The organism is Allostigmatella hybrida (assembly GCF_020103775.1).
In the GTDB taxonomy this organism is placed as follows: Bacteria; Myxococcota; Myxococcia; order Myxococcales; family Myxococcaceae; genus Hyalangium; species Hyalangium aurantiaca.
In genome coordinates, this window is the sequence record NZ_JAHXBH010000004.1 from 130971 (window position 1) to 155799 (window position 24829).

22 protein-coding genes are annotated in these 24829 nt (G+C 68.6%); 11 read left to right on the top strand and 11 right to left on the bottom strand.

Translation table 11 applies throughout. The features are described from left to right. Positions 1-13: 13 nt before the first annotated feature. The gene (locus KY661_RS09545; protein ID WP_225409913.1) at positions 14-484 is read left to right on the top strand and encodes a peroxiredoxin; all 471 of its coding nucleotides are present in this window, start codon (positions 14-16) and stop codon (positions 482-484) included. Positions 485-547: 63 nt separating this feature from the next. Here KY661_RS09545 and KY661_RS09550 read toward each other — a convergent pair whose 3' ends face one another. Both KY661_RS09550 and KY661_RS09555 read right to left on the bottom strand, forming a co-directional pair. Then, positions 548-1192 (bottom strand): DUF3332 domain-containing protein, encoded by a 645-nt coding sequence (locus tag KY661_RS09550; protein WP_225409914.1) that lies wholly within the window; start codon positions 1190-1192, stop codon positions 548-550. 31 nt (positions 1193-1223) lie between these two features. Then, positions 1224-2588, bottom strand: coding sequence for a sigma 54-interacting transcriptional regulator (locus tag KY661_RS09555; protein WP_075004439.1), 1365 nt, complete (start codon positions 2586-2588; stop codon positions 1224-1226). Positions 2589-2668: 80 nt separating this feature from the next. Here KY661_RS09555 and KY661_RS09560 point away from each other — a divergent pair, with 80 nt between their 5' ends. The 4 genes from KY661_RS09560 (at position 2669) to KY661_RS09575 (ending at position 8550) form a co-directional block, all read left to right on the top strand. Then, positions 2669-5365, top strand: coding sequence for an amidohydrolase family protein (locus KY661_RS09560; RefSeq protein ID WP_225409915.1), 2697 nt, complete (start codon positions 2669-2671; stop codon positions 5363-5365). A 118-nt stretch (positions 5366-5483) separates the two neighbouring features. Further along, complete coding sequence (locus tag KY661_RS09565) at positions 5484-6029, top strand: hypothetical protein (protein WP_225409916.1); 546 nt, start codon at positions 5484-5486, stop codon at positions 6027-6029. Between the two features lie 2 nt (positions 6030-6031). Further along, entirely contained in the window at positions 6032-6505 is a 474-nt protein-coding gene (locus tag KY661_RS09570; RefSeq protein WP_225409917.1) for an SMI1/KNR4 family protein, read from the top strand. 221 nt (positions 6506-6726) lie between these two features. Next, positions 6727-8550 (top strand): M20/M25/M40 family metallo-hydrolase, encoded by a 1824-nt coding sequence (locus KY661_RS09575; RefSeq protein ID WP_225409918.1) that lies wholly within the window; start codon positions 6727-6729, stop codon positions 8548-8550. 400 nt (positions 8551-8950) lie between these two features. Here KY661_RS09575 and KY661_RS09580 read toward each other — a convergent pair whose 3' ends face one another. From KY661_RS09580 to KY661_RS09590, 3 genes are all read right to left on the bottom strand, one after another. Next, positions 8951-10024, bottom strand: a complete 1074-nt coding sequence (locus KY661_RS09580; protein WP_225409919.1) for a hypothetical protein — start codon at positions 10022-10024, stop codon at positions 8951-8953. A gap of 77 nt (positions 10025-10101) precedes the next feature. Continuing rightward, positions 10102-11172, bottom strand: a complete 1071-nt coding sequence (locus tag KY661_RS09585) for a Hint domain-containing protein (RefSeq protein WP_225409920.1) — start codon at positions 11170-11172, stop codon at positions 10102-10104. Positions 11173-11619: 447 nt separating this feature from the next. Then, complete coding sequence (locus KY661_RS09590) at positions 11620-13281, bottom strand: ligand-binding sensor domain-containing protein (protein WP_225409921.1); 1662 nt, start codon at positions 13279-13281, stop codon at positions 11620-11622. A gap of 190 nt (positions 13282-13471) precedes the next feature. Between KY661_RS09590 and KY661_RS09595 the strand changes: the two genes are divergently transcribed. Continuing rightward, entirely contained in the window at positions 13472-14167 is a 696-nt protein-coding gene (locus KY661_RS09595; protein ID WP_398577173.1) for a class I SAM-dependent methyltransferase, read from the top strand. A gap of 4 nt (positions 14168-14171) precedes the next feature. Here the strand turns inward: KY661_RS09595 and KY661_RS09600 are convergent, their stop codons facing one another. From KY661_RS09600 to KY661_RS09610, 3 genes are all read right to left on the bottom strand, one after another. Beyond that, positions 14172-14429, bottom strand: coding sequence for a hypothetical protein (locus tag KY661_RS09600; protein ID WP_075004443.1), 258 nt, complete (start codon positions 14427-14429; stop codon positions 14172-14174). Between the two features lie 68 nt (positions 14430-14497). Next, positions 14498-15187 carry a response regulator transcription factor gene (locus KY661_RS09605; protein WP_075004444.1) on the bottom strand — a complete coding sequence of 230 codons (690 nt, stop codon included), beginning with the start codon at positions 15185-15187 and terminating at the stop codon, positions 14498-14500. Continuing rightward, complete coding sequence (locus tag KY661_RS09610) at positions 15184-16704, bottom strand: sensor histidine kinase (protein ID WP_225409923.1); 1521 nt, start codon at positions 16702-16704, stop codon at positions 15184-15186. The genes KY661_RS09605 and KY661_RS09610 overlap by 4 nt, the downstream gene beginning before the upstream one ends. 187 nt (positions 16705-16891) lie before the next feature. Here KY661_RS09610 and KY661_RS09615 point away from each other — a divergent pair, with 187 nt between their 5' ends. Together KY661_RS09615 and KY661_RS09620 are read left to right on the top strand one after the other, a co-directional pair. Continuing rightward, positions 16892-18895: a c-type cytochrome gene (locus KY661_RS09615; protein WP_225409924.1), complete on the top strand. Its 2004-nt coding sequence runs from the start codon at positions 16892-16894 to the stop codon at positions 18893-18895. Between the two features lie 26 nt (positions 18896-18921). After that, positions 18922-19422, top strand: a complete 501-nt coding sequence (locus KY661_RS09620; RefSeq protein WP_225409925.1) for a cupin domain-containing protein — start codon at positions 18922-18924, stop codon at positions 19420-19422. Between the two features lie 6 nt (positions 19423-19428). Here KY661_RS09620 and KY661_RS09625 read toward each other — a convergent pair whose 3' ends face one another. Next, on the bottom strand, positions 19429-20019 hold the full coding sequence (locus KY661_RS09625) for a hypothetical protein (RefSeq protein WP_225409926.1): 591 nt from the start codon (positions 20017-20019) through the stop codon (positions 19429-19431). Between the two features lie 133 nt (positions 20020-20152). Between KY661_RS09625 and KY661_RS09630 the strand changes: the two genes are divergently transcribed. Continuing rightward, positions 20153-21022, top strand: a complete 870-nt coding sequence (locus KY661_RS09630; RefSeq protein WP_225409927.1) for a hypothetical protein — start codon at positions 20153-20155, stop codon at positions 21020-21022. A 36-nt stretch (positions 21023-21058) separates the two neighbouring features. Then, on the top strand, positions 21059-22066 hold the full coding sequence (locus tag KY661_RS09635; RefSeq protein ID WP_225409928.1) for an NAD(P)H-dependent glycerol-3-phosphate dehydrogenase: 1008 nt from the start codon (positions 21059-21061) through the stop codon (positions 22064-22066). A 25-nt stretch (positions 22067-22091) separates the two neighbouring features. Here the strand turns inward: KY661_RS09635 and KY661_RS09640 are convergent, their stop codons facing one another. Next, positions 22092-22550: a hypothetical protein gene (locus tag KY661_RS09640; RefSeq protein ID WP_075004450.1), complete on the bottom strand. Its 459-nt coding sequence runs from the start codon at positions 22548-22550 to the stop codon at positions 22092-22094. Positions 22551-22670: 120 nt separating this feature from the next. Between KY661_RS09640 and KY661_RS09645 the strand changes: the two genes are divergently transcribed. After that, complete coding sequence (locus KY661_RS09645) at positions 22671-23096, top strand: DUF4174 domain-containing protein (RefSeq protein WP_225409929.1); 426 nt, start codon at positions 22671-22673, stop codon at positions 23094-23096. 3 nt (positions 23097-23099) lie between these two features. Here KY661_RS09645 and hflX read toward each other — a convergent pair whose 3' ends face one another. Continuing rightward, positions 23100-24752 carry a GTPase HflX gene (gene hflX, locus KY661_RS09650; RefSeq protein WP_225409930.1) on the bottom strand — a complete coding sequence of 551 codons (1653 nt, stop codon included), beginning with the start codon at positions 24750-24752 and terminating at the stop codon, positions 23100-23102. Between the last annotated feature and the right edge of the window lie 77 nt (positions 24753-24829).

A 24829-nucleotide genomic window follows, 5' to 3' on the forward strand; every position in this document is an offset into this window, starting at 1 on the left:
TCAGGAGTGTTCCGTGGGCATCAAGGTGGGCGACAAGGCTCCGGGCTTCACGCTGCCGAAGCAGGACGGCACGGCGGTGAGCCTGAATGACTTGCTCCAGAAGTCGGCCGTGGTCCTCTATTTCTACCCGAAGGACGATACGCCGGGCTGCACCCAGGAGGCGTGCTCCTTCCGCGACTCCTACGAGGCCTTCAAGGACGCGGGCGCCGAGGTGGTGGGCATCAGCTCGCAGTCGGCGGACTCCCACAAGGCCTTCGCCGCGAAGCACCGGCTGCCGTTCACCCTGGTGAGCGACGAGGGCGGCAAGGTGCGCAAGCAGTACGGCGTGCCGAGCACGCTGGGGCTGATTCCGGGCCGGGTGACGTATGTCATCGACCGCGGCGGCACCGTGCAGCACGTGTTCAACTCGCAGCTCAACGCGGCCCGGCACGTCACCGAGGCCCTGGGCATCATCCAGAAGCTCAACGGCGCGCGCGCCTCTTAGCCGGAGGCGGCGCGTGTCCCGGAGAGGGAGGCCCTCGCGGGGAGCCTCCCTCCGGACGGAGCGCTACGGCTGGCTCGTGCAGAGCGCCAGGCCCTGGCCCAGCGGGGCGAGCTGGTTCTGGGCGTAGTGCGCCAGGCCCACGGCGCCCTCGTTGAGGAGCACCTGCCGCGCCTGGGCCACGGCCTCGGCCGAGTGCAGCGCCATCGTCTGCCCGGCCGCGTCCGTCACCGCCACGGCGCCTCCGGTCTGCTCGCGCGCCTGGAGCAGCAGCGCGCCCGCGTCGTCGCGCACGGCGATGCCGTCTTCCAGCGGCTCGAAGTAGCGCACCAGCGGGGCCTGGCCCTCGCGCTCCAGCTCCACCTTCATCACGCCCGAGGCCGCATCGCGCGACAGCCGCAGCGTCTCGCTGGGCCCCAGCCGCACCACGCGCGTGGTGCCCGGCGTGCCGTCCGCGTTCGCCACGGGGTTCTCCCCGGTCCAGAACTCGATGCTGTTGATGACCAGTGCGTCCACCAGGGTGCCAATGGCGTACACGGGGACGATCGCCATCACCAGGAACACGCCCCACTGGGCGAACTTGTTGTCCGAGACGTTCTTGTTGAACTCCCACATGGCCCGCGTCAGCGAGAACTTGCCGAAGCATCCGGACATGTGAAGCGACAGAACACCCACGCACAGCGTGGCCAGCAGACGGGAAGAGCGCTTCATACGGTGTGTCCACCTCCAGAGGACCGCGAAGTCAGTCCTCCTCGCTCTGTACCAGACCGTACTTGTGCAGGAGTGAGTACAGGTGCTTCCGGTCCAATTCTGCTTCCCGGGCGGCCTTCGCAATGTTGCCCTTTGTACGTCCCAGCAGCCGGGTGAGGTATTCGCGCTCGAAGGCGCGCACCAGCTCGTCCTTGCACGTCTTGAAGGGGCCCGTGAACTCCACCGGCAGCGCCTCGCCCGCGGTGGCCGGGGGCTCGCGGGTGAACTCCCGCAGGAGCCCGTCCCCGGCCAGCTCGGGGATGTCCGCCATGTGGCGCGCCCGCTCCAGCGCGTTTCGCAGCTCGCGCACGTTGCCCGGCCACGTGTGCCCCATGAACTGCTCCCGCACCTTCTCCGGGAGCCGGCCCCACAGCCCCTCGCCCGCGAACGCGTCCACCAAGAGGGGGATGTCCTCCTTCCGGTCCCGCAGGGCCGGCAGGCTCACGGTGAAGACGGACAGCCGGAAGTAGAGGTCCTCCCGGAAGCGGCTCGCCTGGGTCTCCGCCCACAGATCCTTCTTGCTCGCCACGACGATGCGCGCATCGAAGGAGATGGGCGTGGAGGCGCCCAGGCGGCGGAACTCCCGGTCCTCGATGGCCCGCAGCAGCTTGGGCTGCAGGTCCATGGCCAGGTCGTCGATTTCGTCCAGGAAGAGCGTGCCGCCGTTGGCCCGCTCCAGGCAGCCGATGCGCTGGCTCACCGCGCCGGTGAAGGCGCCCTTCTCGTGGCCGAACAGCTCGCTCTCGATGAGCGAGTCGGAGACGGAGGCGCAATCGAAGACGATGAGCGGCCCGGCGGCCCGGGGCGACAGCTTGTGGATGGCCTTGGCCGCGGCGCCCTTGCCCGCGCCCGTCTCGCCCACCAGCAGGATGGTGGAGTCCGTGGTGGCGATGCGCTGGAGCAGGGTGAAGATCTGCCGCATGGGCACGCTGCGGCCCACCAGGTCCCCCAGCCGGTCCTCCGAGGACGGGTCCACGTGGACGGGGGCCACCTGGGGGCTGAAGCGCAGGCGCACGTCGCCCACCTCCAGCAGGGCGCCCGGGCGCAGGTACGCCTCGCGCACCTGGGCCCCGTCCAGGAAGGTGCCGTTGGTGGAGCCCAGGTCCTGCACGAGGAAGCGGTCCCCCTGGCGGCGCACCAGCAGGTGGTTGCGGCTCACCGTGGGGTGCTCGATGACGACGTCGTTCTCGGGCGCCTTGCCGATGCGCAGCACCTCCCCGCCGAGTGGGAAGACGGTGCCCGCACGTTCGGTATCCAGCAGCACCAGGTGGAACTGCTGCGCGGCGAGCCGGTCCGCTTGCGCACGGCTGCCGAGAACCGTGTGCGTGGGAATGGGGCCAGGCGGGGCGGAGGACATGGGCGGTGCGGACTCTATCCTGGATGGTCCACGAAGGGGTCAGGAGGATTCGGACCCGGCCGTGTTAGACGGGGCGTCGCATGCGCCCTCTCTTTCTGTTGCTGCCCGTGCTGGCCTCGTGTGCCTCCGTTCCTCCCACATCGGCGCCCCCGGCGCTCCCCGCTCCGGCACCGGCGCAGGTCCTGGCCACCCGGACGTGGGTCCAGCCGCGCGCCGTCGTCATCCGCCATGCCACGGTGATGCCCGCCTCGGGCCCGGCCATCGAGGATGGCGCGGTGGCCTTCGCCGAGGGCCGGTTGCTGGCGGTGGGCCGCAACGCGGAGGTGCAGACGCCGCCGGGCGCGGAGGAGCTGGACGGCACGGGGCTCTTCGTCACCCCGGGCATCATCGATGCGCACAGCCACCTGGGCGTGTACGCCACCCCGGCGAGCTTCGCCAACGAGGAGGGCAACGAGGCCACCGCCCCGGTGACGGCCGAGGTGGATGCCGAGCACGGCTTCTGGCCGCAGGATCCGGGGCTGCGGCGCGCGGCGGCGGGTGGGGTGACCTCGCTGCTCGTGCTGCCGGGCAGCGCCAACCTGATTGGGGGCCGGGGCTTCCCGGTGAAGCTGCACTTTGGCCGCACGGCGGCGGAGATGCAGTTTCCGGGGGCCAAGGACGCGCTGAAGATGGCCTGCGGGGAGAACCCGCGCCGGGTGTACGGCGAGGGCCGCAAGATGGCGCCCGCCACGCGCATGGCCAACGTGGCCGGCTTCCGGCAGGCGTTCGCCCTGGCGCGCGACTACCTCCAGAAGCGCGAGGACTGGGAGAAGAAGCGGGCGAAGAAGCCCGAGGAGGCGGGGCCGCCGCCCGCGCGGGACTTGAAGCTGGAGACGCTGGCGGAGGTGCTGCGCGGCAACCTGCTCGTACAGAACCACTGCTACCGCGCCGATGAGATGGCGGTGATGCTCCAGGTGGCGGAGGAGGCGGGCTTCTCCATCCGCGCCTTCCACCACGCGGTGGAGGCCTACAAGCTCCGGGACGTGCTGGCGAAGAAAGAGGTGGCGGTGGCCACCTGGACGGACTGGTGGGGCTTCAAGCTGGAGGCCTGGGATGGCATCCCCGAGAACCCGGGGCTCCTGTGGCAGGCCGGGGTGCGGACCGTCATCCACTCGGACTCGGCCTACGGCATCCAGCGGCTGAACCAGGAGGCGGGCAAGGCGATGTGGCGGGCGCGCGAGTCGGGCATCCCCGTCACCGAGGAGGAGGTGCTGCGCTGGGTGACGCTCCACCCCGCGTGGGTGATGGGGGTGGAGGAGCGCACGGGCTCGCTGGAGCCGGGGAAGATGGCGGATGTGGTGCTGTGGAAGGGCCACCCGCTGAGCGCCTATGCGCGGGCGCAGCGCGTGTGGGCCGATGGCGTCGTCACCTATGACGCCGCCCAGGGCGTGGTGGAGGCGAGCGACTTCGAGGTGGGGGAGCACGCGCGGACCTCGGCCCGGCTGGTGGCGCAGCCCGCGGCCGTGCCCACGCGGCAGGCGCTGGGGCTGGAGGCCCCGTGCGATGGCGTGAAGGAGCCGGCCTGCGCTGCGCTATTGGCCCTGGAGGAGGGGACGTGCACGGCCTTCCAGGGCGTGACGGTGTTCACCGGCTCCGAGTGGTGGACGGGGGCCTCGGTGCTCGTGGAGGGCGGCAAGGTGACGCGGGCGCAGAAGGGGGCGCTGGGGACGCTGCCCGCCGGGTGCCGCGCGGTGGAGGGCCGGGGCCGGTTGCTGACGCCGGGCTTGATGGATGCCTTCACGGGGCTGGGGCTGGTGGAGGTGCCCGCGGAGTGGTCTGCCTCCGATGAGGACTTCCGGGGCGAGGCCGCGGCGAAGACGCCCATCCGGGCCGCGCTGCGGGCCTCCGATGGAATCAATCCGGCCTCGGAGCTCTTCCCGGTGGCCCGGCTGGGCGGCGTGACGGCGGTGGGCGCGGTTCCTTCAGGGGGACTGGTGCCTGGCCAGAGCGCCTTCGTGGCGGCGGATGGCCGCGTGCTCCGGACGCCCCTGGCGCTCCACATCAACCTGGGGATCTCCGGCCGGGCGGCGCTGTCCACCTCGCGCTCCGGGGTGCTCGAGCGCCTGCGGGAGCTGCTCTCGGATGCGCGGGAGTACGGCCGGCGACGGGCGGACTTCGAGCAGAACCGCATGCGGGACGTGGCCGCGAGCCGGTTGGATCTGGAGGCGCTCCAGCCGGTGCTGAACGGCTCCGTGCGGGTGGTGGTAGCGGCGAAGCGGGCAGGGGACTTGCTGGCGGCGCTGGATCTGGCGCGCGAGTACAGGCTCAAGCTCGTGCTCGTGGGCGCGGACGAGGCGTGGCAGGTGGCAGGGGCCCTGGCGGCGGCGAAGGTGCCCGTCATCCTCCAGCCCACGCAGAACCTGCCCAGTGACTTCGACAGCCTGGGCGGGCGGCTGGACCAGGCGGCCTTGCTACATGCCGCAGGGGTGAAGGTGCTCTTCTCGACGCTGGGCGAGCCGCACCGGGTGCGCACGCTGTCCCAGGAGGCCGCGAACGCGGTGGCCTGGGGCTTGCCCCACACCGAGGCCCTGCGGGCGATGACATCCAACGTGGCGGAGGCCTTCGGGGTGGAGGGCGGCCGCATTGCCCCGGGCGCGGTGGCGGACCTGGTGCTGTGGAACGGGGACCCGCTGGAGAGCGCCAGCCGCCCGCTGGGCATGTGGCTCGCGGGCCGGCAGGTGCCGCTCGTCAGCCGGCAGCAGGCGCTCTTCGAGAAGCACCGCGTGCCGGTGAAGTAGGCGCTTTCATTTGAAGCTGTGCCGAGCGGCTGTGCTGGCCGCGCTCCTCATGGGGTGTGCAACGCCCCAAGGAGTGGGCGGCTCTGGTTCTTCACCATCGTCAGGAGTCCACCCTGCGGTGAAGAAGGAATTGCCTTGGCTCCCGGTGCTCGGAGGGCAGTTGAAGACAACCCTCTTCTACGGTCCTTGGCAGTGCAGGCAGGACTTCATGCGGATGTGTCAGAAGGAGTGCGCTCAGCAAGGCCATCGGCTCATGGGCTGCATGTGGTTGGCCGACATCAAGCTGGATTGGGAGGGACGTCTCGTCATCCCTCCGTTACCCGTCAAGGCAGGTAGCCGCTATGGCATCTTCCACTGTTGCTGCGACTACCCTGCGGTGACGAAGGCGCAAAACGATGCCGCACGCAAGAAGTGGGAAAACTTTCGAGATTCCTTCCGGGACCAATGGAGCAAGAAGTTTGGCCAGTGGCCAGCCGATGGCGATAACTGGCCGGGCCATCACATTCGCGATCTGAAACACGGCGGTGACCCGACGGATCGCAACAACATCTTGCCTACTGAGCCCAGTGTGCATGGCGAGTTCGGCAGGCAGTATCCTGCCTGTTACGACAGCAGATCCCCCTGGAATACGGTGGGCCCCAATCTGCCCTACCTGGACAATTGATCATGGCCACACCCATGAACCTCCTGCTGGAAGAGGTCTCACGCGACCACTTTCCGTATCCACCCGCCACGCTTGAGCAGATTGAGGCGTTCGAGCACCGGGTGGGATGGAGGTTGGATCCTGACCTGCGGGCCTTTTATCTTCACTGTGATGGAGCGGAACTGATCAAACAGCGGCCGGGTTGCCCGTACCGCGTCCTACCACTGTCAGAGCTCGTCCGGGCCCGGGTCGCCATCCGCGGAGAAGACAACGACCAGTGGGGCCCCGCTTCGATGTATGCCATCTGCTACGTGCAGGATGGAAACTACGTCGTGCTGGACGTCGGCCATCAGGAGGACGGCCGCTATCGCCTCATTGATGGGTCCCATGAAGCATGGCCGGACCTTTATTACTGTGGCCCCGTCGCCAGTTCCTTCTCGAAGTTCTTGGAGAACGTGCTGCGCACCCGGCGCAACCTCTACTGGCTGGGAGACTGAAGCCCTCCCTCTATGAGGAAACCCTTAACACAGCGCATCATCCACCCTTCGCGGCCTCGCTCCACGCAAGCGTGAAGTTCTCCACAGCCGGCATGCCCCCCCTTCACCTCCCCCGTGGGACGCAAGTATGTAGGGCGGCGTGAGTTGGGGGGGAAAGGCCGATGAGCCCTCCTGGCCCGTCAAGGGAGGCGTGTGTGCTACGCGTGAACAGAAGGGCTGATATGTCTAGAATTGGGATCCGGCTTGCCGTCGTGGCGTTGCTGGGATTGATGTGTGCGTGTTCTTCGACGGAGGATGAGCCTTCAGACGATGGGCTCGTGCAGCTCCATCGCTACATCGACGAACAGTTGTTCGATGATCTCTCGACATTTGTCGCGGCCCGGACCTACCGCGGGGTGGACCTGTCCGAGGCTCAAGTCGTGGCCAACCTCCAGCAGATCCAGGCGGAGCTGCTGCGCCAGGTCGAGCAGTTCAATCAAACTCAGAAGGTCCATAAGCTTGTTCCCTTCGAGTGGAAGAAGACCATCAATGGCCAGGAGTACTGGCTGTTTGGCGTTCGCGTGGGCTCGGGGCCGCGCCGGGTGGCCCTGAGCAGCCACCTCGACACGGTGGCTCCAGGGAACCAGGAGGGCTGGGAGCCCTTCAAGCTCGTGAAGGAGCAGCGGACCTATTTAGGCAAGGAGCAGGAGTTCTACGTCGGCCGCGGAGCCATCGACGACAAGGGCCCCGCCCTCATCGCCCTCAACGTCCTGAAGGCCGTGGCCCGGCAGTATGACGGCGATTCCAGGCTGGACCGGCTCACCCTGGAGGTCATCTTCGATACCTCGGAGGAGACCGACATGTCGATGCACCACTACCTGGAAGACAAGCCGGAGGAGAACCCGGACCTGGGGGTCATCTTCGATGCCATGTGGTGCATCCGCGCCGAGAAGGGACTGGAGCGCCCCGTCTTCACCATCCAGCGCCGGGCGCCGGTACCTGAGCCCGGGCCCGAGGCCCCAGCACAGGTGTGGATCGAATCGCTCGATACGCCGAAGGGGCCCGCGAACCAGATTCCCGACTCGGCCACCGCGGTCATCCGCTCGAATTCGCAGGAGGCCCTCCAGCGCTTCGCCCAGCAGGTGGAGGCCCTGTACCAGGGCCACGGGTTCGATGACCCTGCCTATCGCAAGGCCCCGCTGTCCGTGGACACGTCGGGACTGGCCAACAATCGCCTGGTCCTCAAGACCTCGGTGATCGGTGCTCAGCACGGCTCGGCGCCGGATGAGAACCGGCGGGAGGGTGCCAACCCGCTGATCTCGCTGGCCAACTTCTTGAGCGCGATGGTGGGCAGCCACCTGGAGCGCAACGAGATCAGCGAGCTGAGCCGGTTCATCACCTGGAGCTGGGGCACCCAGGTCCTCGGCGAGCACCACCCGGAGCTGCTGCTGCGCCACGATGATGTCTTCACGGAGGGCAAGGGGACGACGTATGCCGTGACCCGCTTCTACACCCGCCCGGAGGGCGCGCCCGACACCGCCGCGCGGGTGGAGATCGACATCCGCTACGCCCTCGGCCACCACAGCGTGGCGTGGGACGGCAAGACGGAGGGACTGGTCGGAGGCAAGGCGTCCCCCAGCCGCTTCCAGGAGACCTTCGCGGAGCTGATGCGGCGTTTCCCCGCCGAGCCCGGCTACACCCTCGGATACCGGACAACGACCTTGTTCCCGCCCGACGTCCGGCTGCCGGAGAGCAATGCGTTCCGGAGAGTCAGTCAGGCGTTCGAGAAGGTTCTTGGCGAGCCGTGCCCGGCCAGGGCCATTGGGGGCGGAACGGATGCCAAGGGCAACACGAACCTGATCGCCGCCGGCGCGCTGTTCACCGAGAACATGGGGCCGCCCATCAACTACCACGGCTTCAACGAGGGCGCCCCGGTCGAGGATCTCCGCAAGAGCGCCGACATCCTCTATGGCCTGTTGGCGGATGAGGTGACAGGCGCCGCGAAGTCTTCGTCCAGCGCCCGTCCCCGCTTCACACCGATGCGCGCCGCGCCGGATTTCCACTAGAAGGTTGCTGAAAAAGCAAGAGATGAGGCGCTGGGGCTCTGCCGGGCAAGTCGTTTCCCGGTTTCCCCGGCGCATTCTACAGTCAGGCTTCCAAGAAGGACTTCCCTTCTGGAAATATCAGGTGCGACTCACCGGCTTGTCGCGACGATGGCCGAACTGGGAAAACCACAGCAGATCAAATGGTAGAGAAACCTGGACAGCGGTGCGGTTCGGCGGACCGTCTGCCGGCTTCAGCCTTGGTTTCCTCAAAGCCCAGGTGGCTCTTCACCAGAGGGCACAGAACGTGGCCTTGTCCACCCTCACCCCTGAACACCCGGGTCCACCTGTTCCTGAGCTGTGGGCATTGGACCGTTGTCCAATGCCCTGCCACCGCTCCGGGCCCAAGAACTTGCCGCGGAATTCAGTAGATGCTTTCGCAGTACTTGTTCACGTAGAAGGACGTGGCTGGCGCTGTGCTGCTGTAGAGGTTGCAATCGGAACCAATGCCCGGGGTGAGCAGGGAGCCGCTGTTGATATCCGGCGAAGTTCCAAAAATGGGATACAACGGGCGCTGTCTTATCAAGCCCGGGTCCCGGGCCCACCTGTAGTACCCCTGCGCGTCGGAGCCCTGATAAGCGCTGGTGCCGGACTTGTAGAGTGAGGACACGTAAGCGGAATTGACCTCATAGTTCACGCTGGGCCCAGAGTACCTTCTGTCCTGCGGAGCCGCCGTCTCGGAGTAGTCCTTCAGCGTGGTGCTCTGATCGAGCGCCAGCAGGCCCGTGTCGAACCACGCGGAGGGGAGTCCGATGTTCTGCCTCAGACCGCATTGGCGCGCCCAGTCGATCCGTTCTTTGGCCTCGCGCACGTTCAGCCGGTCGGTGGTGCACCGATCCGTGGATGCGGCGGCCTCGCAGTATCCGTTGACGTAGAAGCTGGAGCCGGTCGCCAGCACCGTGCCATTCGGATCACGATAGAGGAAGCAATTGCTCAGTTGAGGGTGGGGATAGAGCTGCTGGTTGCTGAGGCTATAGATGTCGAAGTGGCTCCCGAAGATGGGATAGACCGGGCGGCTCTTGCGCCGGGCCGCCGGGCGCCACCACTCGTAGTAGCCATTGGCGTCCAGGCCTTGGGAGGTCGGCCCGCTCATGTAGAGCTTGCTGATGAACGAGGCGTTTACTTCGAAGTTGTCGTTCTGACCGATATAGGCGTTCACCCCTTGCCAGTTCGAGCTGACATCGGTCTCGGCGTAATCCTTCAGCGTCCCGCCATTGGCTGCCGTGGCGTAGGTGTCGTAATAGGCGCCCGGGGAAATGGCATGTGTGGTCAACGCGCACCGGCGTGCCCAGTGGACGCGAGCCTCGGCCTGGCTTGGGTTCCGGCTATCCGCGTTGCACCGCTGTTGGAGGATGGGCTGCGCATCTGCCTGTTGTGGCAGCCACGCGGCCACGCAGAGGGCTGCGAACAAGACACGTGCTTCCGTCAGGAGGTTCATGAGCGGGAGATTTCAAGGCCGAGACGGGTATGCGGCAGGGGTTTACCCGCACACCCGTCTCAGCCAACGCCACTGGGTTACGGGATGATTTCGGCCGGGATGGTCGAGCTGAACAGGATGACGCGGTTGATGTAGCCGATGTCGTCGTTCTGGAACGTCGAGGAGCCCACGAGGAAGCCCTGGGCAACGAGGATGTTCGTGACGGGCTGATCGGTCACGGGGCGCACGTTGTAAACCTTGCCAAAGTACGGGGTCTGCCGGATGTCGGTGATGCGGTCGCGCGAGCCGTCGACCTTCACCAGCTCGTCCCCCACCTTGAGCGTCTGCGCCTGCACGAGGCGGCCCTCGCCTTGGATGATGGGGTGCGCCCCGGTGACGCGCAGGTGTCCACCCGACTCCGTGGCGATCTCATAGAGCGTGTGCCGGGTATCGCGGAGCTCTTCGGTGAAGCTGTAGGTCTGGTTGGTCTGCAATTGGATGGCATCCAGCGTGGAGTCTGCGGTCAGGGTGACCAGATCCTCGCGCATCGCCTTGCGTGCCTCGACGATGGCTTGGGGACCATCCGAGAACAGCACCTCCTGCTCCGGAGAGTAGCAGCTCGCCCGGCAGTACCCATTGACATAGAAGGCAGGGGCGACGGTGCCGTTGGCCCTGTAGAGGTTGCAGTCCGCCAAGGTGGCGTGTGGGCGCAGCGGAGTGCCTGCGGTGATGTCCCTGTTGTCGCTGAAAGTCGGGTAAAGTGGGAGCGGCCTGACTCGGGTAGAGGAACCCGTCCACTTGTAAAAGCCCTGAGCATCGATCGAGCTCGTGATGGGTGAGCTCAGATAGATCGTATTCAGGTAGGTAGAGTTAATTTCATTGGACTGAAAGTCGCCCGAAAACATGCGGCTCGCAGGCCCTACGGTCGTCTCCGTGTACTCATACAGGTAGCCACCGTTGGAGGCGGGCAATTCCGTGTTGAAGTAAGCCCCGGTGCCTCCCGAGTTGTAGGCCAAACCGCACTTGCGCGCCCACTCGTTGCGCTGGATGGCCTGCGCGGGATCGAGGCTGTCGTCGGTGCAGCGTTGCTCCAAGATGGTAGCGCTGGCCCCAGTCGAGTAGCCCAGGACTCCCACGACGGTCACGACGTGTTTGAGTCGAAATTCCATTCCGGTGCCTCCTTGGTTTGGTGATGAACGAAGGTTCACAGGGAATGGTCAACGCCGTCAATGATTAAAGAGCTTGTTTGGCGAGGAAAGCCTTTGTTGTCACCTTGGCCCGGATTGCCCACGGCAGCGGACCGCGCTTTATCGGGCTTGGCCAAGCGGCCTCGGATTGAGCCGGGAGGAACTGACAATTCATTCCATCCGGCGCAGACCCCTCACCTGTCGGTAAAGCCTGATTTTAATGTAGGCGGATTTTGCCTGGTGAGGTCTGGGTGATGCTGGAGAGAGAGACAGGCTCCGGCGCTAAGGGGTTTCCCGTAGACAATCATTGTCGCTGGAGAAGTCATGAATGGTTGAGTAACTTGGTTGGAAAGAAAAACGCCCTGCTTCCGCGAGTGGGGAAGCAGGGCGAGTGGCGCTGGCTGGAATTGAATCCTGGGCCGTGGAGGGTCAGTCCCCGGTGTAGATGCCGATGGAGCCCGCCACCCAGCGCTTGTCACTGCGCTCGTAGCCCATGAAGCCCACGAGGATGCGGCGCTGGGCGCCCGAGGTGTCCGCCTGGATGTCGGACACGCGGGACATGGCCAGGTCCATGCCGATGATGTCGCTGTTGTAGTGCATGACGGTGTTGCCCCGGATGCGGCTGATGCCACCGCCCCAGCTCGTGCCCGCCCAGACGCTGCCATCGAGCGGGTCCGCCGAGAGCGAAGCGACGTAGCCCTTGCGGTCCACCAGCTCCGTGCTGAACCGGCGCAGCACCTTGCCCTCGCCGTCGAGCTGGGCCACCCCGTTCGCGAAGGAGCCCACCCACACCGTGCCGTCCTTGGCCACCGCCATGCCGGAGACGGTGTCCGCGGTGCGCTGCTCGGGGCGCGAGCCGTCCGCCACCGCGTCCGTCCAGATGTCGTACCGGTTCCAGGCGTAGGCGCTGTCCTCGGTCATCGACTGGGCCCGCCAGTAGTTCGGGCTGCCCGTCGCGGTGACGTAGCGGAAGCGCGTGGAGCGGTCCGCGCCGCCGAACCACACGTCCCCGCTGGGGTCCACCGCCACGCCGTAGTAGGCGTCCGTGAGCAGCGCGTTGCGCACGCGCCACTTGGACGGATCATTCGGGTAGAGCTTCGAGTCCTCGGCCTTATTCGAGTAGACGAAGGCGTTGATGGCCGGGTGCACGTGCTCGTAGAGGCCCGCGCACGAGTGCTGCCCGTTGCAGGCCGGGTTGCCCTCGAAGCGGATGTCGCCCCAGGCGAAGCCGTGGTTGCCGCCGAACCAGACGCTGTGGGTCTTCTTGTCCACCGCGATGCGCAGGATGTTGCAGACCTTCTCCCGGCCGCGGGGCTCGTCGCGCACCACGTCCGGACCCGAGAAGATGTCGTAGTGCACCGTGGTGATGGTGCCATCCGGCAGCAGCGTCACCTTGTCCGCGTCTCCGCTCTTGTAGCGGCTGGCGTCCGGGTTGGCCCCGTCCCAGTTGTTCTCGCAGTGGTTCGCGCCCTCGCCGGGCAGCCCCTCGTAGCCCACGAACACCATGCCCGAGGCGCCCGCCTTCTTCACGCCGCCGGCCACGGAGATGACCTTGAGGTACTTGGTGCCCGTGGGCGTGCCCCCGCCCGGCAGGTAGCCGTAGGGCCGCAGGCCGTCGGTCATCGTGAACTTCTGGAAGCTCGTGGCGCCGGGCTTCAGCACGAAGAGGCCCTCTTCGCCGCCCGCCACCCAGATGTTGCCGTCCTCATCGGACGTCACGCCGTACACCTTCTCCGGGCCCCCCTCGGCCCGGCCGAAGAACCGCCAGCCGGCCGCCGACGGCGGGGGGGCGATGATGGGCGGGGTGGGGGGGGGCGGCGGCGTGGGCGGGGTTCCCCCGTCCGTGGGCGGCGTGCCCCCGTCGCCTGGAGGCGTCCCGGCATCGGGGGTTCCGCCATCGTTCCCCGAGGCGGGCGGGTTCTCCGCCGCCGGGGGATTCACGGGCACCACGGGCGTCTCAGGCCCTGGATTGTCCAGTCCTGGATTGCCCTGCTCCGAGGTGTCGTTGCTCTCGCCGCCATCCGAGCACGCCGCCGCCGACACCAGCCCAGCCGCCAGCAGTGCTCCCGCCCACTTCCGTCCGCCCTTCATACGTCCCTCACTTGAGGAAAACGGGTGTTGCCATCCCGTGCTCACTCAGGGTGAGGCAAAACCGGGGCCAACGGGATCGACTGCGGGGCAGAGGGGCGCGTCGGTTCCTGGACAGGCCGTGGGAAGAGGATTGCTCAGTATGAGCAGGCCCCTGTCCCGGCAAGGTGTCTTTCCGTGCTACGTCCGGGACATGAGCGGGAATGATGTCCGCGGCCGTGCGCCCCTGTCCCTGGTGAGCCAGGAGCCGGATCTCCTCTTCTACATGCGCCAGGCAGGTGAGCGGGGCGGGCCGGTGCTCGTGCTGGGCACCGCCAACGGCCGGGTGCCCTGGTCCCTGGCGGGCCATGGGTTCCCGGTGGTGGGCGTGGACGCCTCCGAGGCGATGATTCGCTCCGCCGAGGAGCGCCGCAGCGCGGAGTCCCCGGAGGTCTCCGGCCGGGTGCGCTTCGTCATCTCCGATGTGCGGGCCCTGCGCCTGGAGGAGCGCTTTCCGCTGGTGCTTGCCCCCCAGCACGCCATGGGGCTCATGCCGAACCGGGATGACCTGGAGGCCTTCCTGGCCACGGTGCGTCACCACCTCGCGCCGGATGGCACCTTCATCTATGACGTGCTCAACCCGCCCCGCGAGGCCATTCTCCCCCGGGACGACACCCCCACGGCCCCGCTGGAGCCCCGCCGCTCGCTGTTCGCCCTGCACCTGAGCGAGCGCAAGCCGCCCGGGGGCCCGGCGCCCATCCGCCGGTTGCGGCTGCGCCACTTCTCCCCGGAAGAGCTGGAAACGGCGCTCAGTGCCTGTGGGTTGACGCTGCGCGAGCGCTACGGGCGCTTCGACGGCAAGCCGTTCGACCTGGAGGACTCCCGCCAGATTGGCGTCGTGGGGCTGTAGCCCGTCAGCTGATGACGGGGAGCTTGAACTTGTCCGGCCCGTTGGGGTTGGGCGGGGGCCCCTCGGTCTCGATGCCGAGCGCCAGCTCCATCAAGTCCAGCAGCTGGGCGCGGCCGTCCTCGCCATCGGGCGCCATGACGATCAGCTCCACGGGCAGCCGGTCCTCGGGGGGCACGGGCTCGGGGTCGATGGCCTTGCCCTGGGCGTCGAGTTCCTCCACGAGGAGGTCCCCGTCTCGGTGGATGGTGTAGCGGCGGCGCATGGTGTCCTCGGCAGCTCGGCGGGCATCGTGCGGGAGGCGGTGGCTCCCGGAAAGCAAAATGTGCGGCCTCAGCGGTCGAACCGGTAGCCCAGCCCCCGGATCGTCAGAAAGTGGCGGGGGGATTCCGGATCCGGCTCGAACTTGAGCCGCAGCTGGCGCACGAAGTTGTCCACCGTGCGCGCGCTGCCCTCGTAGTCGAAGCCCCAGGCGCCCGACAGCAGCTCCTCGCGGGAGAAGGTCCGCCCCGGGTGGGCCAGGAAGTGGGTGAGCAGCTTGAACTCCTGCGCCGTCAGCTCCACGGCCTTGCCGGCGCGCGCCACCGTCTTGCCCACCATGTCCACCTCCACGTCCCCGAACGTCACCGGGGGCGCGCCGGAGACGGGGTGCCGGCGGCGCAGCACGGCCTTGATGCGCGCCATCAGCTCCTGCAGCCCGAAGGGCTTCACCACGTAGTCATCCGCCCCCAGGTTGAGGCCGAGAATCTTGTCCGTCTCCATGCCCTTGGCGGAGAGCATCACCACGGCGGTGTCCCGGCCGCGCTGGCGCAGCTCCTTGAGGACATCGAAGCCGTTGAGCTCCGGCAGCATGATGTCCAGGACGATGAGGTCCGGCGCCTCGTCGAGCGCCTTGGCGAGCCCCACGCGCCCGTCCTGGGCCTGGAGCACCTCGTAGCCCTCGATGCGCAGGTTGATGGACAGGCCCGTGAGGATGGACAGGTCATCCTCCACGACCAGGATGCGTTGGACCTTGCCGCTCATGCCTTTCCCGCTGGAAGCTGGATGGTGAAGAGGCTGCCCCGGCCCAGCTTGCTCTGGACCGAGATGCGTCCCCCGTGGGCCTCGATGATGCGCTTGGTGATGGCCAGGCCCAGCCCGCTGCCCTCCGTCTTGCGGGTCAGCAGGTTGTCCACCCGGTAGAAGCGCTCGAAGATGCGCTGGCGGTCCCTGGGTGCGATTCCCACCCCATTGTCCTCCACGGAGAAGGCCACCCACCGCCGGTACGCGCGGACGGTGAGGGCGATGCGCTTGTCCTGCCCACTGTACTTGTAGGCGTTCTGCAGCAGGTTGAGCAGGGCGCCGGCCATGGCGTGCCGGTCCACGTGCACCGGGGGCAGCCCGCTGGGCACCTCCACCTTCAGGTCCATGCCCCCATCCAGCCGCTGGGCCCGGAAGGCCGCCACCGCCGTGTCCACCAGGTCGGCCACCGCGATGCGCTCGCGCTGGTACTCCTTGCGCCCGCTCTCCAGGCGCGCCCAGTCCAGCACCCGCTCGATGAGGACCGACAGCCGCTCGGTCTCCCGCGTGAGCAGCTGGAGCACCTCCTGGATCTGCGCGGGGTCCTTCAGCCGTCCCAGCGCCAGCGTCTCGATGAACATGCGGATGGAGGTCAGCGGGGTGCGCAGCTCGTGGCTCACCAGCGAGACGAAGTCCGTCTTCAGCCGCGACAGCTTCGCCTCCCGGTAGAGGACCCGGCCGGTGTACACCACCCCGAAGGTGAGCGTCAGGTAGAACAGGCCCAGCAGCACGCCGTACACCACGCGGTTGCGCGTGGAGGCGCGCGCCACCGGGTCCTCGCCCGTGGGGAGCACCACCAGCCGGAAGTCCTGCAGCGGCGCCGCGAGCACCTGGTCCGCCAGCACCTGGGGGCCCAGGGCGCTCGCCCGGGCCTGCACCACCTCGGACATGAGCCGGCCCATGAGCCCCTCGTTGGTCTCCCGGGGGATGGGCCGCAGCGCGAAGAGCACCGGCTCCGGGGAGGTCAGGTAGTGCTCGGCCTGCTCCGTCAGCAGCGCCTCCACGGCGGCGGTGGACAGCTGGGTGCCGCGCACCCCGTTGCCGTGCCGCTCGGCGGCGATGAGCACCGGCAGGCCGCCCACATATAAGGAGAAGACGGTCGTGTCCGGGGGCAGGTGGCTCAGGTCGGTGAGCACCGCGTTGAGCGCCAGCGCCAGGGGCGCATCCGAGCACGTCACCTTGCCCCCTTCGATCCAGAAGGAGGCGTTGGAGAGCACCCGGCCCGGGGTGTTCACCAGGTCCAGCTCCTCGCCGCGCTCCACGAAGCGCGCCTGGCGCAGCTCCTGGGGCAGGTCCTTCGCCAGCGCCTTCAGGGTGCCGTGCCAGGCGGCCTCCAGGCGCTTTTCCACCGCGGCGCGCTCGTTGATGATGGCCACCACGCCGAAGCCCGACAGCCCCGCCGAGGGCAGCACCACCAGCACGATGAGCAGTGCGAAGGTGCGCCGGAAGCTCAGGACGATGGGGGGCGAGGCACGGGCCACGGGGTCTCCTTACTCCGCTCCCGCCATGTATGCCCGTGTCGTGGAGGCTTGGCCAGGAGCGTGGCTTCTGTGTCCAGCGAGTCACACCCGGTGTGGGGAAACATTCGACTTTGGGTTGCCGCCGGTGGCACCATGCCGCCCTGGGAGGAAGGAGCCGGGCCGGAACCCTTCCTGTCGAGGAGTGCCCATGCGCAAGCAGGTTCTGGCCGCGGTGATGGTGTTGGCCCTGGGGTGGACGGGCTGTGAGCAGAAGCCCATCGCCACCTATTCGACCTCCGCGGGCTCCGTGGCGCTCAGCCGGGATGACGCGCTGCTCTACGCGGTGGACACCGACAACGGCATCGTCGCGGTGGTGGACACCGAGGCCTACGAGAAGGTGGCCGAAATCAAGGTGGGCCGCGCCCCTGAGCGCATCACCGTGGGGCCAGATGACACCTTATATGTCTCCAACCGGGGCGACCGCAGCGTGTCCGTCATCCGCCGGGGCGAGTGGACGGAGGCGGCGCGGCTGAAGGTGGGCGTGGAGCCCATGGGCCTGGCGGTCTCCGCGGATGGCCAGACGCTCTTCGTGGTGAACACCGCCATGCTCGACACCACCGAGACGGGCTCCGTCGCCGCCTTCGACACGGCCACGCTCGCCAAGCGCTGGGAGCTGCCCGTGGGCGAGGAGCCCCGCGGCATCGCGCTGAGGGAGGATGGCACGGCGCTCGTGACGCTCCACCGCTCGGGCGAGGTGGTTCAGTTGGACTTGTCCAGCCGGGACCGGCCGAAGGTGCTCAAGGCGAGCACCGGGCTCTACGAGCGCGCCAACGCCACCCTGCTGTTGCGGCGGGGCCCGGGCGGGAGTGCCCAGGAGTTTCCGGGAACCCTCTTCCATGCCCGGGGCATGACGGACGTGGTGGTGTCGCCGGACGGCCGCCGGGCTTTCGCGACGGCGCAGTGGGCGCGCGAGGACCCCGTCGTGACGCCGGGGATGCCGGATTCCGGCGGTGGCGGGGGCAGCCTCTACGGGGGGGGCGGGCCGTGCGGCACGGGCGCCATCGCCTCGCCGGGCATCGTCACCTTCGAGGCGGACACCGCCGAGCCTCTGGTGGACGACCACAGCCAGACCTGCCACGAGGACGGCAACCCGGACTATCCGCCCAACACCATCACCAGCCCGGACCCCTCGCACCCGGTGCAGGGGCCCATCGCGTCCGTGGTGGACGCGACCGGGGCGTGGCTCTACGTGGTGAACCGCGAGACGAACAACGTGGCGGTGATTCCCACCGACCGCCGCTCGGGCGAGGACCTGAGCCGCAGGCCGGGGGTCACCACCTCCACCGTGCGCCAGCTCGTGCGCGTGGGCTCGGGCCCCACCGGCATTGCCCTGTCGCGGGATGGCCGCCGGGCCTACGTGTACAACGGCTTCGACCACACGCTGAGCCGGCTGGTGGGCGATGGCACGGGGACGGTGAACATCCGCGAGGAGGAACCCCGGCTGAAGCTCGCCGGGGACGTGCTGCCGCCCGAGGTGGTGATGGGCCGCAAGCTCTTCTTCTCCGCGCTCGACACGCGCATGACGGCGTCCAACGTGGGCGCCGCGTGCTCCACCTGCCACCACGACGTGCGCGATGACGGCCACACGTGGATGTTCCCGGATGGGCCGCGCCAGACGCCCACGATTGCCGGCCGCATGATTCCCCAGACGGGCCCGTTCCACTGGAGCGGCGAGTTCTCCTCGCTGAGCGACTTCCTGGACACCACCGTGCGCCACCGCATGGGCGGGGGCATGGTGGATGCGTTCATGACGGCGCAGCTCACCGCCTTCATGGACGCAGCCCCGGCGCCGGACAACCCCTACCAGCGCGAGCAGATGACGGAGGCGCAGATCCGCGGCTCCCAGGTCTTCCTCAAGGCCCGGTGTGACGAGTGCCACGCGGGCCAGGCGCTCACCAACAACAATCAGGCCAACGTGGGCACCTTCGTGCTCACGGGCGCGCAGCCGGACATCGAGGCCGTGCGCAAGCTGGGCCTCAACACCCCGTCCCTGCTGGGGCTGGCGCGCAGCGCGCCGTACCTGCATGACGGCAGCGCGAAGACGCTCCGGGAGCGCATCTTCCAGACGCGCTACACGGATCAGCACGGCAAGACGTCGCAGCTCTCCGACGCCGAGGTGGAGGACCTCGTCGAGTTCCTGCGCACGCTGTAGCCTGGGCGTTCTGACCGGAGCGTGCCATGACGGCGAAGACGGATGCCCCCTCCTCGAAGCTGCTCGTGCGGGCCGCGGATCATTCGCGGGTGCCCGAGCAGTCCCAGTCCCACCCGCTCAACCCCGCCTCGCTGGTGCGGGGCCTGTCGCTGAGTGAGCTGACCGGGCTCAAGCGCCTGGGGATTCACCTGCTGAAGCTGGCCCCGGGCAAGGAGTCCTTTGTCTTTCACTCCCACCACTCCGAGGAGGAGTTTCTCTACATCCTCTCGGGGCGGGGCATCGCCGAGATTGGGGAGGAACGCCACGAGGTGGGGCCCGGAGACTTCATGGGCTTTCCCACGCCCAGCGTGGGCCACCACCTGCTCAACCCCTTCGACGCGGAGCTCGTCTACCTCTCCGGGGGCGAGCGGCGGGAGGTGGAGGTGGCGGACTTCCCGCGCCTGGGCAAGCGGCTGGTGCGCTTTGGGATGCAGGCGGCCATCTACGAGGTGGACCGCGGGCAGAAAATCTCCTTCGAGGAGGAGTAGCCCCGCTCAGGGCAGCCCGCCGCCGCCGGCGGGCCCTTCCGAAGGCGGGGCCGCCACCAGGCCCGCGTCCGGCTGGAGCAGGACGGAGGTGGTGGCGCGCAGGGCCGTGCGCAGGACTTCGACGGCGCGCTCGGAACCCGCGCCGAGCCAGGTGACGGCCAGCACGCACGGGGTGTCATCGTCCCAGGCCACCACCTGGAGCATGCCGGGCACGAGCGAGCGGCGCGCGGCGGCCCGGCCCAGCGCGGGCACCTCCACGCCGCCGGCCTTCAGGGTGGGCTCGAGCAGCTCACGGACCTCGGTGTGCGAGTCCCGGGGCTGGCAGTCATAGGTGAGCGAGACGGTCACGCCGGGCTCGGCCGCCGAGCGGTAGGTGCACAGCGGGCCACAGGTGGGGCACGCGCGCGCCTCCTTGCCGGTGAAGCCGGGCAGCGCCAGCTCCAGGAGATCCGCGGGCAGGAGGGTGTCACACCCGGGCCCCGTCCACGCCACGGCGGGGGCGCGCGGGCCCGCATCCTCCGGTGTGGAGGGCGCGCGCTCCCGGCATGCCCCGAGTGTCAGCGCCATCACCAGTCCCACGCCCCATCCGGGCCTCATCCCGTCGTGCTCCTCCGCCGGAGATTCCGGCGCGCGGATGCTAGACCGGGCGGGGCGTCTCGGGGGCACAATGCGGGCGGTTGGTGGGTGCTGGACGTCCGGGGCGTGTTCTAAGCTGCCCCGGCCCGTCCCCATGCGAACCCCCCTCCTGACATCCTTGCTGGCCCTGAGCGTGGGGCTGCCTGCCTGGGGGCAGGAGGCCTCCGGGCCCGCCTCCGCCGCCAATCCGGAGCCGGACGAGTCCTGGCTGAGCTTCCCGGGCCCGGCGGACGGGGCCCCTCCGGTGGACGCCATGCCCGCGCCCCCCCCTCCGCCTCGCCGGGAGGCGCCCGGCCCCGAAGCCCCTCTCCGGGGTGTGCCCCGCCCGGAAGCGCGGACCCCCGTGCGGACGGCGGCGTTCGGTCCCAACCGGGTGAGCCTGCAGGGCGCCATCCCCCTGGGGCAGGGGCAACTGGCAGCGGGCCTGCTCCTGGGGTTTCCGCTCGTCTCGGCCCAAGTCTCATGGGGGGTGCTCCCCTGGCTCGATGCGGGCGCCGCCGTGAACAGCCTGTACGGCGTCATGAACGAGGTGAATGCCCGGGTGCGGCTGTCCCTGGTGAATGGCGAGGAGGCCCAGGTGTCCCTGGGCCTGGAGGGCGGGCATGCCTTCTTCCTCAAGCCGCAGGCCCGTGAGCAGCACGGCGGGCGGTACTTCACGGGCCGGCGCGACTGGAACCTCATGCCGGGGCTGACCGGCTCGGTGCGGGTGGGGCGGCGGACCCGGGCCTTCCTGGACGTGCGCTACCACCTGGCCTTCGACACGGATCCGGTCGTGCGCACGCCGCTGGGCGGGGCGCCGGACGATGTGAAGGTCTCCAGCAATGTTCTGTTCCGTACGGGGGTGGAGGTGCCCTTCTCCGAGCGGACGTCCTACGTCATCATGGTGGGCGGCAACATTCATGGCCGTCCCGAGGATGCCTCCTTCATGCCCACCCTCTCCCTGGGCGTGGTCACGGGCATCTGAAGGGTTGCCCAGGCCCCCTCTCATTCCGAGGCTTCCATGCGCAGCAGCGTCATCGGCTCTGGCTCCTTTGGTACGGCGCTCGCCAACTCCCTGGCGGTGACGTGTGACGAGGTCCGCCTGTGGGGGCGTGACGAGGCGCTCGCCGCCAGCATCAACACCCGGCACGAGAACCCCACGTACCTGCCGGGCATCCCGCTGTCCCCGCGGGTGCGCGCCACGCTGGATTTGAAGGAGGCGCTGGAGGGCGCGGAGCTGGTCATCCTGGCCACGCCCAGCCAGGCCACGCGGGACATCATCTCCCGGGCGGTGGACTTCCTGCCGCGCCACGTGCCGCTGCTCACGGTGGCCAAGGGCATCGAGAACGAGACCCTGCTGACGATGACGGAGCTGCTGGAGGACTGCCTGCCGGAGGAGTTCCATCCTTATATCGCCGTGCTGTCGGGCCCCAGCTTCGCGCGGGAGCTGGCGCTGCGCAGCCCCACGGTGGTGACCATCGCCTCGTACTGGGAGAAGGTGGCGGCGCGGTGCCAGAAGATGCTCCAGACGGAGACGTTCCGCTCCTACACCTCCAATGACGTGGTGGGGGTGCAGTACGGCGGGGCGCTGAAGAACGTCATCGCCATCGCGGCGGGCATCGCGGACGGGCTGGGCATGGGCCACAACGCGCGGGCGGCCATCATCACCCGGGGGCTGGCGGAAATCACCCGGCTGGCGGTGCGCAAGGGTGGCAACCCGCTGACGCTCTCGGGGCTGTCGGGGATGGGGGACCTGGTGCTCACGTGCACGGGCGAGCTGAGCCGCAACCGCCGCGTGGGCATGGAGCTGGGCAAGGGGCGGCCGCTGGCGGACATCCTCGGGGACATGAAGCAGGTGGCCGAGGGGGTGAAGACGGCCAAGAGCGCCCAGGACCTGGCCGTGAAGCTGGGGGTGGAGCTGCCCATCTGCCAGCAGGTCTACGCCATCTCCCACGAGGGCAAGAGCGCCAAGGCCGCGGTGGTGGAACTGATGACCCGTCAGCCGAAGCCGGAGCTGGGCGGCGCCTGAGCCCGGAGGGCCCAGGGCAGGGCGCTCAGTAGCGCGCGTCCTTCCGGTCGTTGCCGGTGCCCCGGACGCGCCACACCATCATCCGGTTGGAGCTCATGTAGGAGCTGATCATCCCCTCCTGCTGCATCTGCTCCAGGAGCTTCATGGTCTTGAGGCGCTCCAGGCCAATGGCGCGGGCGAGCACGTCGCCGGGCAGGCCACTGAGGTTGCTGCGCAGCTCGTTGACGATGGCGCGCTTGAACTCGTTCTTGGTCAAGCCGTCCATGTCCTGGCTGCGCCAGGCCTGGATGATGCCGATGATGACCAGCCCCAGCGCGAGCAGGCCCAGCGCGGGGTAGATGATGTGGCTGTTCTGCTCCAGCAGCTCGAAGTACTTCGGCGCCATGGAGGACGCGGGCCGGACGTACTGCGGCCGGTTGTCCTGGCCGGGCAGGCCTTCGATCTGCGTCAGGTGGAGGAAGAAATAGAAGAGCAGCGTGAGCACGGGGGCGAATCTAGAAAAGCCTGGGGCCAGACACCACCCCTGCCAGACGCTCTCCTGCTCGCCCGCCGCGAGGTGCCGGAAAGGGAAGGGGGCCGCAGGTTGCGGGAAGAGGAGGCCCCCATGCTCACCCTGTTGCTGCTGGAGCTGCTCATGACCGCCCCCCTGACGGTGGAAGGCCCCGGGGTGCCCGAAGGTGTCGAGACCCTCGACGGGCTGCGGTGGAAGCAGCGGGTGCTGCTGCTGTTCCCCGGGGAGCCGGGCGGAGCGTGGCAGGCCCAGCTTCAGGGCTTGGAGCGGGCCCGGCCGGAGCTCGCCGAGCGGGACGTGCTCGTGCTCATCGTGGGAGCGAAAGAAGGGAAGGACGCCCGCCTCCCCGGCGAACGCGAGGCGCGGGCGCGCTGGAAGGTGGCGCCCGGGGAGGGGGCCGCGGTGCTCATCGGCAAGGACGGGGGCGAGAAGTGGCGCTCGCCCCTGCCCGCCCCCTTGGAGGAGATGTTCCCCGTGATTGACGCCATGCCCATGCGGAAGCAGGAGCAGGGCGGGTAGGGCTCAGAGCGCCCCGAGCATCTGCGAGGCGCCCTCGGCGAACAGCGTCGTGTCCGCCTTGGCCAGCAGGGAGGCGAGCCCCTCGCGCGTCTCCGCGCTGATGGCGACGCCGCCCCGGGACCGGAGCAGGGCCTCCACCTCGTCGGAGGCCATGAGGTCCGCCTTGTTCCAGACCATGAGGCGCGGCTTCTCCATCAGCCCCAGGGAGCTGAGGATGGTTTCCACCGCCTCCACCTGCTCGTCCCGCGCGGGGTCCGCCGCATCCACCACGTGCAGCAGCAGGCTGGCGTCGTACAGCTCCTCCAGCGTGGCGCGGAAGGCGGCCACCAGGTCCTTGGGCAGGTCCCGGATGAACCCCACCGTGTCGGTGATGATGACCTCGCGCTCCTGCGGGAAGCGCAGGCGGCGGCTCGTCGGGTCCAGCGTGGCGAACAGCTTGTTCTCCGCCAGCACGTCCGCGTTGGTGATGGCGTTGAGCAGGGTGGACTTGCCCGCGTTGGTGTAGCCCACGATGGAGATGACGGGCAGCTCGCGCCGGTTGCGCTGGGCCCGCCGCACGCTGCGCTCGCGCGAGACGGCGTCGATGCGCTTCTCCAGGTGGTTGATGCGGTCGCGCACCCGGCGGCGGTCGATTTCGAGCTTCGTCTCACCGGGGCCGCGCCCGCCGATGCCACCGGCGAGCCGGCTGAGCGAGTCGTCACTCTGGACGAGCCGTGGCAGGCGGTACTTGAGCTGGGCCAGCTCGACCTGGAGCTTGCCCTCGGCGCTCTGGGCGCGCTGGGCGAAGATGTCCAGGATGAGCTGCGTGCGGTCCAGCACCTTCAGGCTGGTGGCCTCGCCGATGTGGCGGCCCTGCGAGGGCGTCAAGTCCTTGTCGAAGATGAGGACGTCCACCATGGACTGCATGGAGCGCAGGTTCAGGTCCTCCAGCTTGCCCCGGCCGATGAGGTAGCGCGGGTCCGCCTCGCGGCGCACCTGGAGCACGCTGTCGATGACCTCCACGCCGGCCGTGCGCGCGAGCTCCTTGAGCTCCGCCAGGCTTGCCTCGGCGTGCGCGCGGTTGCCGTCCAGGCACACCGCCACGAGGATGGCCTTCTCCCGCCCGCCCACCGCGCGTGCGGCGGCCTTGCGGTTGAACTCCTCCTCCAGCGCCTCCAGGGTGTCCAGGAGGTCGGGCTGGTCATGGTGCACGCTGGGCAGCGTGGCCACCTGCCAGAACTCGCCGGTGCCGTTCTCGGGCACCAGGTGGGCGTAGTGGAGCACCCCGGGCAGGCCTTCCCGGCCCACGCCCACGGCGGCCACCATGTCCAGGCGCAGCAGCGCCAGGTCCGTCAGGTCGTCCTTGGTGAGCGGCTCGCTCTTGAGGTGCGTGTGCACCAGCCGCAGGCCACGCAGACGGATCTGCCCCGCGCGGGCACGGCCGATGTCGGGCAGCTCGAGCTTGTGGGCGTTGCCCACCACCACGTGCTCGATTTCGCCCTTGCGGTTGATGAGGACGCCCACCTGCCGGTTGAGCTCGCTCGACAGCTCGGTGAGGTGGCGGGCAAGCTCCGGGGAAACAATCTCGTGGGGAGCCACGCGCCGCCGGAAGGTGTTGCGCAGCCGGCTCTGTTCACTGGCCTTGAGGCCCAGGGTGTTTCCGTAGATTTCCTTCAACGATTCACTCTCCCGTGCGGGTGTAGATAGATGCCCGCGGCCGTCCTCTCCTGACAGTCTAGGGTCTGGCCCGCCCA

What these genes read in the sequence shown, in the direction of transcription:
- KY661_RS09620 (WP_225409925.1), top strand. Translation starts at nt 18,922, where the DNA reads ATGACGGCGAAGACGGATGCCCCCTCCTCGAAGCTGCTCGTGCGGGCC.
- KY661_RS09575 (WP_225409918.1), top strand. Translation starts at nt 6,727, where the DNA reads ATGTCTAGAATTGGGATCCGGCTTGCCGTCGTGGCGTTGCTGGGATTG.
- KY661_RS09645 (WP_225409929.1), top strand. Translation starts at nt 22,671, where the DNA reads ATGCTCACCCTGTTGCTGCTGGAGCTGCTCATGACCGCCCCCCTGACG.
- KY661_RS09630 (WP_225409927.1), top strand. Translation starts at nt 20,153, where the DNA reads ATGCGAACCCCCCTCCTGACATCCTTGCTGGCCCTGAGCGTGGGGCTG.
- KY661_RS09615 (WP_225409924.1), top strand. Translation starts at nt 16,892, where the DNA reads ATGCGCAAGCAGGTTCTGGCCGCGGTGATGGTGTTGGCCCTGGGGTGG.
- KY661_RS09560 (WP_225409915.1), top strand. Translation starts at nt 2,669, where the DNA reads ATGCGCCCTCTCTTTCTGTTGCTGCCCGTGCTGGCCTCGTGTGCCTCC.
- KY661_RS09590 (WP_225409921.1), bottom strand. Translation starts at nt 13,281, where the DNA reads ATGAAGGGCGGACGGAAGTGGGCGGGAGCACTGCTGGCGGCTGGGCTG.
- KY661_RS09635 (WP_225409928.1), top strand. Translation starts at nt 21,059, where the DNA reads ATGCGCAGCAGCGTCATCGGCTCTGGCTCCTTTGGTACGGCGCTCGCC.
- KY661_RS09605 (WP_075004444.1), bottom strand. Translation starts at nt 15,187, where the DNA reads ATGAGCGGCAAGGTCCAACGCATCCTGGTCGTGGAGGATGACCTGTCC.
- KY661_RS09580 (WP_225409919.1), bottom strand. Translation starts at nt 10,024, where the DNA reads ATGAACCTCCTGACGGAAGCACGTGTCTTGTTCGCAGCCCTCTGCGTG.
- KY661_RS09595 (WP_398577173.1), top strand. Translation starts at nt 13,472, where the DNA reads ATGAGCGGGAATGATGTCCGCGGCCGTGCGCCCCTGTCCCTGGTGAGC.
- KY661_RS09585 (WP_225409920.1), bottom strand. Translation starts at nt 11,172, where the DNA reads ATGGAATTTCGACTCAAACACGTCGTGACCGTCGTGGGAGTCCTGGGC.
- KY661_RS09555 (WP_075004439.1), bottom strand. Translation starts at nt 2,588, where the DNA reads ATGTCCTCCGCCCCGCCTGGCCCCATTCCCACGCACACGGTTCTCGGC.
- KY661_RS09550 (WP_225409914.1), bottom strand. Translation starts at nt 1,192, where the DNA reads ATGAAGCGCTCTTCCCGTCTGCTGGCCACGCTGTGCGTGGGTGTTCTG.
- KY661_RS09570 (WP_225409917.1), top strand. Translation starts at nt 6,032, where the DNA reads ATGGCCACACCCATGAACCTCCTGCTGGAAGAGGTCTCACGCGACCAC.
- KY661_RS09625 (WP_225409926.1), bottom strand. Translation starts at nt 20,019, where the DNA reads ATGAGGCCCGGATGGGGCGTGGGACTGGTGATGGCGCTGACACTCGGG.
- KY661_RS09600 (WP_075004443.1), bottom strand. Translation starts at nt 14,429, where the DNA reads ATGCGCCGCCGCTACACCATCCACCGAGACGGGGACCTCCTCGTGGAG.